Source organism: Vibrio sp. 1557 (assembly GCF_033340175.1).
Lineage (GTDB): Bacteria > Pseudomonadota > Gammaproteobacteria > Enterobacterales > Vibrionaceae > Vibrio > Vibrio alginolyticus.
Map to the genome: position 1 here is coordinate 82,807 of NZ_JAWOVZ010000018.1, position 13,000 is coordinate 95,806.

The following is a 13,000-nucleotide window of genomic DNA, read 5'->3' on the forward strand; positions in this document are numbered from 1 at the left end:
CTGGCGCTATGAAAATTATTGTTGATGAAAATATGCCGTATGCTGAAGAGCTATTCAGCCAACTCGGTAACGTAATTCTAAAACCAGGTCGTACACTGACCGCCGATGATTTAGTGGATGTTGATGCCCTAATGATTCGCTCAGTCACCAAAGTTAATGCTGACCTGATCAGCAAAGCAAACAAGCTGAAGTTTGTTGGTACGGCCACGGCAGGCATGGATCATGTTGACCAAGCACTCTTAAAAGAGAAAGGCATTTTCTTCACTGCGGCGCCAGGGTGTAACAAAGTGGGTGTGGCGGAATACGCGTTCAGCGTGATGATGGTGCTCGCTCAGCAACAAGGTTTCTCGGTATTTGACAAGACGGTAGGTATTATTGGTGCAGGCCAAGTAGGTAGCTACCTAGAGAAATGTTTGAAAGGCATGGGTATGAAAGTTCTCATCAATGACCCATTCAAACAAGAGTCTGGTGATCCTCGTAGCTTTACTCCGTTGACAGAACTGATTGAAAGCTCAGACATCATTACACTACATACGCCAATCACCAAAGATGGCCCATACCCAACGCATCATTTGATTGATGAGAAGGTATTAAATGGTCTCCGCAGCGATCAAATTTTGATTAACGCGGCTCGAGGTCCCATCGTTGACAACGCTGCTTTGAAGCAACGTCTTTTGAAAAATGATGGCTTTACAGCGGCACTCGACGTATTTGAATTTGAACCAGAGGTTGATATGGAGCTTCTGCCTCTGCTAGCATTCGCAACCCCTCACGTTGCAGGCTACGGCTTGGAAGGGAAAGCTCGCGGTACAACGATGATTTTCAACAGCTACTGTGAGTTCTTAAATAACGAATTACGTGCGCATGCCAGCGATTTACTGCCAACCGCGCCTGTTCCTACTATGGTATTGGACAGAGCTTGGGACGAAGCAACACTGCATAACATCACGCAGTTAATCTATGATGTGCGTAGAGATGACGCTCTTTTCCGCCGTGAAATCAGTAAGCCAGGCGCTTTTGACCTGATGCGTAAAAACTACTGGGATCGCCGTGAATACAGCGCTGTCACGCTAGTGGGTAACAAAACATGTAACCTTGCTCCATTAGCAGAACTAGGTTTTCAGATTGAGGTAAGTCAATGAGCCAGCAATATAATGTTGCCATTTTAGGTGCGACCGGTGCGGTCGGTGAAACAATTTTGGATGTGCTTCAAGAGCGCAAATTCCCAGTAGGCGAAATCTTCCTACTCGCGAGTGAGCGCAGCGAAGGCAAGACTTATCGCTTCAATGGTAAAACGGTACGCGTTCAAAACGTAGAAGAGTTCGATTGGTCTCAAGCGCATATCGCACTGTTTTCTGCTGGTGGTGAGCTATCAGCCAAGTGGGCTCCAATTGCCGCTGATGAAGGCGTGATTGTTATCGACAATACATCACACTTCCGTTACGAGTACGACATTCCTCTTGTTGTGCCAGAAGTAAACCCAGAAGCGATTGCAGAGTTTCGTAACCGTAACATCATCGCGAACCCGAACTGTTCAACCATCCAAATGCTGGTGGCACTAAAACCAATTCACGATGCGGTGGGCATTGAGCGTATTAACGTATCAACTTACCAATCGGTGTCTGGTGCAGGCAAAGCGGGTATCGATGAGCTAGCAGGTCAAACGGCGAAGCTGCTAAACGGTCTGCCTGCAGACAAGAAGCAATTCTCTCAACAGATCGCGTTTAACTGTATTCCACAAATCGATCAAATGATGGAAAACGGCTACACCAAAGAAGAAATGAAAATGGTGTGGGAAACACAGAAGATCTTTAACGATCCATCAATCACAGTCAATCCAACGTGTGTACGTGTTCCTGTATTCTACGGTCACGCAGAAGCACTTCACATTGAGACTCGTTCACCTATCGATGCACAAGAAGTCGTTAACTTGCTTGAGCAAACTGACGGTATCGAAGTGTTCCACGGTGAAGACTTCCCTACACAAGTCCGCGATGCGGGCGGTAAAGACCATGTAATGGTTGGCCGTATCCGTAACGATATCAGCCATCATAGCGGCGTAAACCTGTGGGTTGTTGCTGATAACGTGCGTAAAGGCGCGGCAACTAACGCGGTGCAAATCGCAGAAGTTCTGATCCGCGATTACTACTAAGTCGCTTACAGTTCATTTCAAAGCCTCGCACAGTGCGAGGCTTTTTTGTACGAACGAAACAAAATAGTGTGAGATTAGTACGAATATGGCGAGAGCCACACATTTTTTATTCTCAACGCTATAGTTTTGCATGCGATATCCGATATATTTAACCGATCACTATTTCAAATTGTATTTAGCACAAAACTGAGCCTTCTATGCGTCAAAATTATAAGCGTTTGTTAGCAGCCCTTGTGTTGATGAGCGCGACTCAGACATCATCAGTGGTTCAAGCCGAAGGAATTCGTCTTGTTGGACCGTCTGGTGAAGTGCAATCATCTCCGAGCTATGCTGAAGATATTGAGCGAGCATTACCTGCTCCTCCTGCGAATACTCAACCGTCACGTTTCTTTGGTCCGACTGGTGAAAATCAAACACTATGGTCGATCGCTTCAGAATTACGACCTTCACGCGGTGTTACCGTTCAACAAACGCTTCTTGCCATTTACCGAATTAACCCTCAAGCGTTTGAGAACCAAAACATTCATGAATTGATCCCAGGGAGTCGGCTACGAGTACCTTCTCTAGAGCAAGTGCAAAGCGCGACCACAGCGCAAGCTGTTGCGATTATGAAGGCGCATGAAGCTAAGTTAAAACAGCCGAAGCCGACAAATAGAGCGACGCCAGCACAACGAGTCACCGAGCAACCAAAGCCACAAATTAAAGTAGAACCCAAGCCTGCGACTAAGCCAGAGACAGTGGCAGCAAAGGAGCCAAAACCAACTCCGAAAACAATACCCGTCATCCCTGCGCCACCAGTAACCACCTCTCCGCAGGGTGAAAAGCAGGTCAGTGCGCTGAAGGACAAACTTCAAGGCTCACAAAGTGAATTAGAGTCATTAGAAGAGAAGAACCATCGTCTTCGATTGATGCTGTCAGAAGTGCAAAGCGAAGTCGAAACTTTGAAAAGCGAGTTGAATGACGAAGAACGCATTCGCTCAGAAGTCGAGAAGCTGCTTGCTGAAGAGCGCCAACGCCTTGCTGAACAACAGCGCATGCAACCAAGCACCATGGACAAAATTTTGTCTAATGGTTGGCTCGTTGGTCTTGCGGCATTAATTCCTGGTGCTTTGATTGCGTTGCTAGTTGTTATGCTTCTTGGCCGACGCTCTAAAGCGAAAGAGGAAGAAGCGGCTGCGCAGGAACAGCAAAACGTTGATCCTCTTGCGGCGCCAATCGGTTTAGCGGCGGCGGATGAGCTGGATGAAGAGCTCACGCTTGATGATGAATTGTTTGCAGATGAAGATATCAACGCACAGTCTTTACAAGAAGAGAAGTCAGATTTAGAAGAAGACGTCTTTGCTAACCTCGACGATGAAGAACTTGATTTCAATCTGGAAGGGGACGATGACCCATTTGCAGATATTGGCGATGACGGTGACCTAGATGTTGGTCTGGATGAGTTTGAGTCATCGAACAATGGTATCCAAGTCAACGGCGAAGAAAAGGCGCTTGGTTTAGAAGAAATGGAGCGAGCCTTAGATGAGGTTGCTCCAGAACTAGAAGTGCTCGATGACGATGAGTCTGGCTTCGATCTTTCGGATGATGCGAATGAGAAATCAGACTCGCTTTCAGACGACGCATTTGCCGAGTTACTTGCAGCCGATGAGCCGTCAGAAGAGTTACCAAGTGACACTGTCGACCAGGATATGCTTGATGACTTGTTTGCTGAACTTGGCAACGATGACTTCGATTTAGATACTGATGAGCCTGAGTTAAAACAGCCCGTTTCGGATGATGACTTTAGTGTAGGAGAGGCATCTGACGACGATATCGATAAGCTATTGGCCCAGTATGAACAACCGGCTAGTGAATCGGAAGTTCGAGAAGCTGACGCCAATGAAGGTCCTGTTCTAGATGAAAACAGTACAGAGCTACTCGATGAACTCATTGATTTTGATGAAGATGACACAGACGAGTTTGATCCACTAAACGAGCTAGAAGCAATCTCTGGTTTTGAAGGTGATGACTCGATCGAAGAGTTAGACGCAGATAGCACAGACTTACTGGACGAACTCATTGATGATGTTACCTCTGAACTTGATGAAGAGACTGAAGCTGATTTAGATCCGTTTGATGATCTGATTCGAGAGGACGAGAGCCCAGAGCAGAATAAATCGGAAGAGGAAGAGTTACTGAAATCACTTGGTTTTGGTGAGCCAGACGCCGACGAAAAGCCATCTCCCGTAGTTGGGTCAGAACAAACTCATGAAGATCAGGACATTGAGTCTGGGTTGGACATCGACGCTTTATTAAGTGAAAGCCAGCCAGACACGCAACAAGCTGTAGAAGATCAACCATTAACCGAGCCAGAGGCTGCCTCAGAGCCATTTAGCAGCGATGAATTTCTTGGTGATTTAGAGGACCTCTCACCAGAGAATGATCCTTTAATGAGCGAGCTAGACGACCTATTTGAGTCAGACAGTGAAGAACTTCTGCCAACAGAACAAGAAAAAGCGGATTTTTCTGCTGAACTTGACGCTCTATTTGATAGTGAAGACGATTTACCGCAGCAAGTTGAAAAAACACAAACGGAGATAGAGGAAGCTTCATCACTACAACAAGAGGCTACCGATACTGATTCAACACAAGAACCATCCGTGGAGTCCGATGCTGAGGTACAGCCTCACGTTGAGCAAGAGGAAGACATTCCAGCCTTCACGCCGACACCAAATACAATAGAAAATGAATTCGGTGTTCCACAAGAAGAAGATTGGCTACTGGATGAGCCTGAATTGGAGCCGGAAACTGAGTCGACCAACGATTCAGAAGAAGAATTCAATTTTGATGAGCTAGATCTTCCAGAATTCAGCGAAGAAGATGCTCTAGCATCTATGGCTGGCGAACCTGCGTTAGAAACGTCCGAGTCCGTTGAACCAGAACAAATTGAAGCCGACTTGCCAGCTGAGTCCGAAGAAGAGTTCAATTTTGACGAGCTGGATCTTCCTGAGTTTAGTGAAGAAGACGCATTGGCGTCCATGGCTGGCGAACCTGCGTTAGAAACGCCCGAGTCCGTTGAGCCAGAACAGGTTGAAGCAGACTTGCCAGCTGAATCAGAAGATGAATTCAATTTTGATGAGCTCGATTTGCCAGAGTTCAGTGAAGAAGATGCACTGGCGTCTATGGCTGGCGAACCTACGTTAGAAACGTCCGAGTCCGTTGAGCCAGAACAAGTTGAAGCCGACTTGCCAACTGAGTCCGAAGAAGAGTTCAATTTTGATGAGCTCGATTTGCCAGAGTTCAGTGAAGAAGATGCACTGGCGTCTATGGCTGGCGAACCTGCGTTAGAAACGTCCGAGTCCGTTGAACCAGAACAAGTTGAAGCCGACTTGCCAACTGAATCAGAAGATGAATTCAATTTTGATGAGCTAGATCTTCCTGAGTTTAGTGAAGAAGACGCATTGGCGTCTATGGCGGATGAGCCGGAGTTAGAAACGTCCGAGTCCGTTGAGCCAGAACAGGTTGAAGCAGACTTACCAGCTGAATCAGAAGATGAATTCAATTTTGATGAGCTGGATCTTCCTGAGTTTAGTGAAGAAGACGCATTGGCGTCTATGGTGGATGAGCCGGAGTTAGAAACGTCCGAGTCCATTGAACTAGAACAAGTTGAAGCCGACTTGCCAACTGAGTCCGAAGAAGAGTTCAATTTTGATGAGCTCGATTTGCCAGAGTTCAGCGAAGAAGATGCCTTGGCGTCGATGGAAGAAGAGCCAGAATTACCGAGCTCTGAGACTGCAGATATAGAACCAATCTCCGGTGAGGATGAAGAGTTAAGTTTTGACGACCAAGATCTTCCAGAGTTCAATGAGGAAGATGTTCTCGCGTCAATGAACGAGGGTGCTTCAGGGAGCCCTAAGGTTGAAGCAGAGACATCGAGACCAGCTATTCAAGCCGATAACGATCATGATGCTTTGTTTGAAGTATTTGCGCAGCAAAACGGCTTTGATACTGACCCAGAAGTGCAGCCAACAGCGACAGAGGGTGAGCCGCTCAGTAATTTGGATGATGAATCATCAATGGCTAACCTTCTTGCGGAAGACGCAAACTCAGAAGTATTTGAAGGTAAACTAGACAGTGACACCATCGCAAGTGCAGGTATGGATTTTGAAACCATGCTTGATGTTGGAGATGATTGGGATGGCTTTAAACCCGCTGCTGATAACGTAAGTTCTACTGAAGAAGTGCCTGAGGACCAGCGTGATGTTTGGAATTCGAGTGATGCACTAAGTCAGCCAGAGATCGCGCAAGAAAACTGGGCAGAGCAAAGCGACTTGGATGACTTCGACCCGAAGAAAAATCAATTTATGACGATTGATGAATTGATGGCTCAGGTCGACAGAGAAGGTGGTGAGTTCGAAGAAGAAGACCTTAAGCTCGATGTCGGATTGAACGAGTTTCCAGATGTTATCGGTGAGATCGGCGATATTGACGTAGATAGCAATGCTGAAGCGGCTGGGAAACTGGATTTGGCTAAAATCTATCTCGAGATGAACGATTCTCAAGGGGCGATTAAACTACTAGAAGAGGCGATTGTTTACGGTGAGGATGATATTCGCCGCGAAGCAAAAAGCCTGATTGACGCCATTAATGGCCGATAAACCGAAACAAAAGGGTAGCGTTTGCTACCCTTTTTGTGTCCCGTTAGTAGGATGCTACCTTTATGTCACCCTTGGTGAAACTGGCAACTTGAGGTGACTTGAGTATATACTTCCCGCCCCATTTTAGAGTTCGAAGGTTAAGATGAGAATCGCATTAGGTATCGAGTACAACGGTACAAACTACTTTGGTTGGCAGCGCCAAAGAGAAGTGAAAAGTGTCCAAGAAGAGCTAGAGAAAGCATTGTCCGTCGTCGCTAATCACCCAGTTGAAGTTCAGTGTGCTGGTCGGACAGACGCAGGCGTGCATGGCACGGGACAAGTTGTGCACTTTGATACCAACGTTACTCGAAAAATGGTAGCTTGGACCATGGGCGCAAACGCGAACATGCCGAGCGATATAGCGGTTCGTTGGGCTCAAGAAGTTTCAGATGATTTCCATGCAAGATTCTCAGCGACAGCGCGCCGTTATCGTTACATTATTTTCAATCATGCTTTACGTCCAGGCATCTTAAACTCGGGGGTTAGTCACTATCATGGTGAGCTCGACGAGAAAAAAATGCATGAAGCAGGGCAGTTCCTACTCGGCGAAAATGATTTTACGTCGTTTCGCGCGGCGCATTGTCAGTCTCGCAGTCCATTTCGAAACTTGATGCATCTGAACGTTACGCGCCATGGAAACTATGTGGTTATTGATATTAAAGCCAATGCGTTCGTGCATCATATGGTTCGTAATATCACGGGTAGCTTGATAAAAGTTGGACGTGGCGAAGAGAGTCCTGAATGGATCAAGTGGTTATTAGACGCCAAAGATCGCAAAGTAGCGGGTGCGACAGCGAAAGCGGAAGGTCTGTACCTGGTAGATGTAGACTACCCAGAAGAGTTTGGGTTACCTGAAGTGCCGATCGGTCCACTGTTTTTACCAGATAATTTGAACTAATTTTACAAACTTATTTCAAAATATCGGTAGTGTTTATATTGAATGTGAACGGAAAACATACGCTATTTACGATATCAAAAATAGGTACAACCAGTTTTTTATCTACAGTAGCTGCAAGATATGGTTTAATCCGTCGGTATTATGTCGAATTTATATCTTTCGCAATGAAGCGGAAGAGTTGAGAGAAAAGGTCTTCCATGAGTTGGCTTGAAAAGATTTTAGAGAAAAGCAATCTAGTAAGTTCACGCAAAGCTTCTATCCCAGAAGGTGTGTGGACTAAATGTACCTCTTGTGAACAGGTTTTATACCATGCTGAACTAGAGCGTAACTTAGAAGTTTGTCCAAAGTGTAACCATCACATGCGTATGAAAGCGCGTCGTCGTTTGGAAACATTTTTAGATGAAGGTAATCGAGTTGAATTAGGTTCCGAACTTGAGCCACAGGATAAACTGAAATTTAAAGATTCTAAGCGATACAAAGAGCGTATCTCTGCTGCACAAAAAAATAGCGGTGAGAAAGATGCGCTAGTTGTGATGCAGGGTGAATTGCTTGGTCTGCCGCTTGTGGCGTGTGCGTTTGAATTCTCCTTTATGGGTGGTTCAATGGGTTCAGTCGTTGGTGCTCGCTTTGTGAAAGCAGTGGATGCAGCCATTGAAAATAACTGTGCGCTTGTTTGTTTCTCAGCAAGTGGTGGTGCTCGTATGCAAGAGGCTTTAATGTCTCTTATGCAAATGGCAAAAACCAGTGCTGCGCTTGAGCGTTTATCAGAAAAAGGTCTGCCGTTTATTTCTGTTCTAACTGACCCTACAATGGGTGGTGTATCAGCAAGTTTGGCTATGTTAGGTGATATCAACATCGGTGAACCTAAGGCCCTCATTGGCTTTGCTGGTCGTCGTGTAATCGAGCAAACTGTACGTGAAGATCTTCCTGAAGGTTTCCAGCGTAGTGAGTTCCTACTTGATCACGGTGCTATTGATATGATCGTTGACCGTCGTGAAATGCGTCAGCGTGTGGGTGGTCTTATCGCTAAGATGACTAACCACAAGTCTCCTTTGGTGGTTTTGGTTAACGAATCTCCAAATGAAGAGCCATATTCTGTACCAGAAGCGGACGAAAAAGGGTAAAGTATCAACTAACATAAAAACCAAAGAATTTAATGGTTAAAGTTAGATGACCCAAAACCCAATTCCTCAAGCCACATCTTCATTAGAGATGTGGCTTGATTATTTAGCAAATATTCATTCCTCAGCAATTGATCTAGGCTTAGACCGTGTCCAAGCGGTAGCAAACAAAGCCAATCTTACCAAACCAGCTCCAACCGTAATCACCGTTGCCGGAACCAATGGCAAAGGCTCAACGTGTGCGTTAATGGAAGCCATTTTACTTGATGCTGGCTATTCAGTCGGTGTTTATAGTTCTCCGCACCTGATTCGTTACAACGAGCGTGTACGCATTAATGGCGTTGACGTTGTAGATGCCAAGCACTGTGAAGCATTCGATTATGTAGAAAAGCAGCGTGGTGATGTTAGCCTTAGCCTCTTTGAATTCGGTACGCTTGCTGCGCTACGTATTTTCCAAGTAGAGAAAGTTGACGTTGTCTTACTTGAAGTAGGACTTGGCGGCCGTCTAGACGCCACTAACGTTGTTGACCATGATGTTTCTGTTATTACGAGCTTAGCGATCGATCATGTGGATTGGCTTGGTGATGACATCAATGTTATTGGTTTTGAAAAAGCGGGCATTTACCGTTCAGGGAAGCCAGCAATTTGTGGTCAACCGACGCCACCAGCGACCGTGGCGGCTCATGCTGACGATATTGGTTCTGAGTTCTTCCAAGTAGGTATTCAGTACGATTACCAACTAACTGATAATGGTTGGAAATGGAGCAGTGGGGCATTTGAGTTAGAGGATTTACCAATCCCATCGCTACCATTACAAAATGCAGCCACTGCACTGATGGCACTAGGGGCTTCGGAATTGCAAATCACTGACATAAATATTGTCAATGGCTTGAATAATGCTCGTTTGGCGGGGCGTATGCAGGTACTGCATCACGAACCTGAAATAGTCCTTGATGTCGCTCATAACCCGCACTCTGCTGAGTATTTGGTAGAGAGAGTGAAGCAACAATATCTGGGTAAGAATATCCATATTGTGGTTGCAATGCTGCATGACAAGGACATTAAAGCAACCATTGAAGCTCTAACTCCAGTTGCAACACAATGGTATCCAGCGTCGCTTACTGGACCGAGAGCGGCGACCGCTGATGAATTGTGCCAATACTTACCTGATGGGCAAGTTCATTTTGAAAACCCTGTTGACGCCTTCGAGAGTGCGAGAAGCCACGCAAAGACAGGAGACGTTATTCTGGTGGTTGGCTCATTCCATACCGTCGGAGAGGTATTGGAACATTGGCAATCAAATAATAAATAAGTAAAGGTATTTTGATGGCAAGTAAATTCCAAAGTCGTTTAGTCGGCACCATCATTCTAGTCGCAGTCGGAGTCATTGTTCTTCCCGATGTGCTAGATGGTAAGAAACTGCACTACAAAGAAGAATTTGCCAGTATTCCTATCAAACCAGAACTTGATAGTGATGTGGAAAACTTCGAAATATTAGAGCCAGTGGAAGACGACATTACGTTACCGGATTCTCCGGTTGAAGCTGTAGTGCAAGAACGTGAGGATGCTCAAGTAGCCGTTTCTGAGCCCGAGCCAGCGCCAACATCTAAACCTGAGGTCATCAAACAACCAGAGCAAGTTGAGGTCGTCACTCGTCCTGTTCAAGAGAAAAATCAATATGAAGATTCAGCTTGGATCATTCAGTTGATGGCACTTAAGAATCACGAAAATGCTGTCGCGCTTGTCGCGGATTTGCAAAAGCGTGGTTATCAAGCTCACACAAAGAAAGAAAACGAGTTTACGAGAGTGATTGTTGGCCCTGATGTGTCAAAAAGTAAACTTGAACGACAAGTTCAAGAATTACAAAAAATTACAGGTTCAAAAGGTCAATTGCTTAAATTTAAGCCATTAAATCCATAAGAAAACGTTTGCGTCAGCATTTTTTCTGTTAAAATGCGCGCCAACTTAAGATGAAGAAAAGATGAATTGGATAGATTTTATCATTTTAGGTGTGATCGGATTTTCAGCTCTGATCAGTTTAGTTCGCGGTTTTGCTAAAGAAGCTTTGTCTTTGGTGATTTGGTTCGGAGCGTTTTTTATCTCCAGTAATTACTATGCCAAATTGGCGGTGTACTTCACCAACATCGAAGATGATATGTTTCGTAACGGAGCGGCGATTGCGGCGTTATTTGTCGCAACCTTGGTAGTTGGTGCAGTGGTGAATTACGTCATTGGTCAACTGGTACAAAAAACAGGGCTATCAGGTACGGACCGAATTCTCGGGATTGTATTTGGTGGTCTACGCGGAGTCTTAATTGTTTCTGCGGTGCTGTTTTTTATGGATGCGTTTACTGCATTCCCAAGCTCGGATTGGTGGAAAGATTCACAGTTGATCCCTGAGTTCAGCCGTATCATCGCCCCATTCTTCGAGCATTTACAAGCAACATCAAGTTTTCTGTCTGGCACTATCTAGTAGTGCCAGCTACTGTCGCAAATCGAGGATTAGGACATGTGTGGTATTGTTGGAATCGTGGGCACAACGCCTGTAAACCAGTCTATTTATGACGCGTTAACGGTGTTACAGCATCGTGGCCAAGATGCCGCTGGTATTTGTACCATAGAAAGCAATCGTTTTCGTCTGCGTAAGGCGAACGGTTTAGTCAAGGATGTATTTGAAGCAAGACACATGCAACGCCTGCAAGGCGAGGTCGGAATTGGTCATGTTCGTTACCCTACAGCAGGCAGTTCAAGCGCTTCAGAAGCTCAACCTTTCTACGTAAACTCTCCTTTCGGTATTACACTTGCCCACAACGGTAACTTGACTAACGCTAACGAAGTTCGTCAGAAGCTGTTTGAAAAAGATCGCCGTCATATCAATACCACTTCAGACTCTGAAGTATTACTAAATGTACTGGCGCACGAAATTGACTCAGTAAAAGGAAATGTCACGACCGAAGACGTATTCCGCGCAGTCACCAATGTTCATCGCACAATTCGCGGTGCTTATGCTGTGACCGCCATGATCATTGGTCATGGTATGATTGCATTTCGTGACCCACACGGTATTCGCCCGCTGTGTTTAGGTAAGCGTGAAGTTAACGGCAGAGCAGAGTACATGGTTGCGTCTGAATCGGTGGCATTGGATGCGGTCGGTTTTGATTTCGTCCGTGATGTTGCACCTGGTGAAGCGATTTACGCAACGTTTGACGGTGAACTTTACACGAAGCAGTGTGCAGACAATCCTAAGCTGAACCCTTGTATTTTCGAGTTCGTGTACTTTGCTCGTCCAGATTCGTTCATCGATAAAATTTCGGTATACAGCGCTCGCGTTGAAATGGGTAAAAAGCTGGGCGAACGTATTCGTGAAGATTACGCAAACCTTGATATCGATGTTGTCATTCCTATCCCTGAAACGTCTTGCGACATTGCACTGCAAATCGCTCAAGCGATCGATATCCCTTATCGCCAGGGTTTCGTGAAAAACCGTTATGTTGGACGTACGTTTATCATGCCTGGCCAGCAACAACGTAAGAAATCAGTACGTCGCAAGTTGAATGCTATTCGTTCGGAATTCAAAGGTAAGAATGTGTTGCTGGTGGATGACTCTATTGTTCGAGGTACAACGTCAGAGCAGATTATTGAGATGGCTCGTGATTCTGGTGCCAAGAAAGTGTACATGGTCTCAGCGGCTCCTGAAGTTCGTTTCCCGAACGTATACGGCATTGATATGCCAAGTGCTACAGAGCTTATTGCCCATGGCCGTGACAACGATACAATTTGTAAGCAGATTGGTGCCGATGCGCTTATTTATCAACGTCTAGAAGATTTGGTAGAGGCGGTAGGTCTTGGAAACCAAGATATTACTCAGTTCGATACATCCGTGTTTAACGGCGAATACGTAACGGGTGATATTGACCAACAATACCTAGATTTTTTGGATGGTCTTCGTAATGATGATGCGAAAACACAACTTGAAATCCAACAGGATTTAGCAAACCTAGAGCTTCATAACGAAGGCGCATAGGGTGCGTTTTCTTAAGTCGTAAAAAAACCAGAGCTTCGGCTCTGGTTTTTTGTTTTCAGCCCTAAACCACCTACTTCAGTAGGTGGTTATCATCCGTTTCGGCTTTGCCTGTAAAACTACTCATGCTAA

Annotated in this window: 9 protein-coding genes; all 9 read left to right on the forward strand. The window is 45.5% G+C overall.

Going from position 1 to position 13,000, the window contains the following annotated elements:
- The first annotated feature begins 8 nt into the window (after positions 1-8).
- The 9 genes from R7070_RS18435 (at position 9) to purF (ending at position 12,871) form a co-directional block, all read left to right on the forward strand.
- Positions 9-1,142 carry a 4-phosphoerythronate dehydrogenase gene (locus R7070_RS18435; protein WP_017820801.1) on the forward strand — a complete coding sequence of 378 codons (1,134 nt, stop codon included), beginning with the start codon at positions 9-11 and terminating at the stop codon, positions 1,140-1,142.
- A complete protein-coding gene (locus R7070_RS18440) occupies positions 1,139-2,152 on the forward strand; it encodes an aspartate-semialdehyde dehydrogenase (RefSeq protein ID WP_005380562.1) in 1,014 nt (337 codons plus the stop codon). The genes R7070_RS18435 and R7070_RS18440 overlap by 4 nt, the downstream gene beginning before the upstream one ends.
- Before the next feature lie 197 nt (positions 2,153-2,349).
- Positions 2,350-6,789 carry a FimV/HubP family polar landmark protein gene (locus R7070_RS18445; RefSeq protein ID WP_025767184.1) on the forward strand — a complete coding sequence of 1,480 codons (4,440 nt, stop codon included), beginning with the start codon at positions 2,350-2,352 and terminating at the stop codon, positions 6,787-6,789.
- Positions 6,790-6,931: 142 nt separating this feature from the next.
- The gene (gene truA / locus R7070_RS18450; RefSeq protein WP_017820799.1) at positions 6,932-7,726 is read left to right on the forward strand and encodes a tRNA pseudouridine(38-40) synthase TruA; all 795 of its coding nucleotides are present in this window, start codon (positions 6,932-6,934) and stop codon (positions 7,724-7,726) included.
- 197 nt (positions 7,727-7,923) lie between these two features.
- Complete coding sequence (accD, locus tag R7070_RS18455) at positions 7,924-8,850, forward strand: acetyl-CoA carboxylase, carboxyltransferase subunit beta (RefSeq protein WP_206954218.1); 927 nt, start codon at positions 7,924-7,926, stop codon at positions 8,848-8,850.
- Between the two features lie 46 nt (positions 8,851-8,896).
- Entirely contained in the window at positions 8,897-10,159 is a 1,263-nt protein-coding gene (folC, locus tag R7070_RS18460) for a bifunctional tetrahydrofolate synthase/dihydrofolate synthase (protein WP_017820798.1), read from the forward strand.
- A 14-nt stretch (positions 10,160-10,173) separates the two neighbouring features.
- Entirely contained in the window at positions 10,174-10,767 is a 594-nt protein-coding gene (locus R7070_RS18465) for an SPOR domain-containing protein (protein ID WP_017820797.1), read from the forward strand.
- Positions 10,768-10,828: 61 nt separating this feature from the next.
- Positions 10,829-11,320, forward strand: coding sequence for a CvpA family protein (locus R7070_RS18470; protein ID WP_005380590.1), 492 nt, complete (start codon positions 10,829-10,831; stop codon positions 11,318-11,320).
- A 36-nt stretch (positions 11,321-11,356) separates the two neighbouring features.
- The gene (purF, locus tag R7070_RS18475) at positions 11,357-12,871 is read left to right on the forward strand and encodes an amidophosphoribosyltransferase (RefSeq protein WP_005380592.1); all 1,515 of its coding nucleotides are present in this window, start codon (positions 11,357-11,359) and stop codon (positions 12,869-12,871) included.
- Positions 12,872-13,000: the final 129 nt, after the last annotated feature.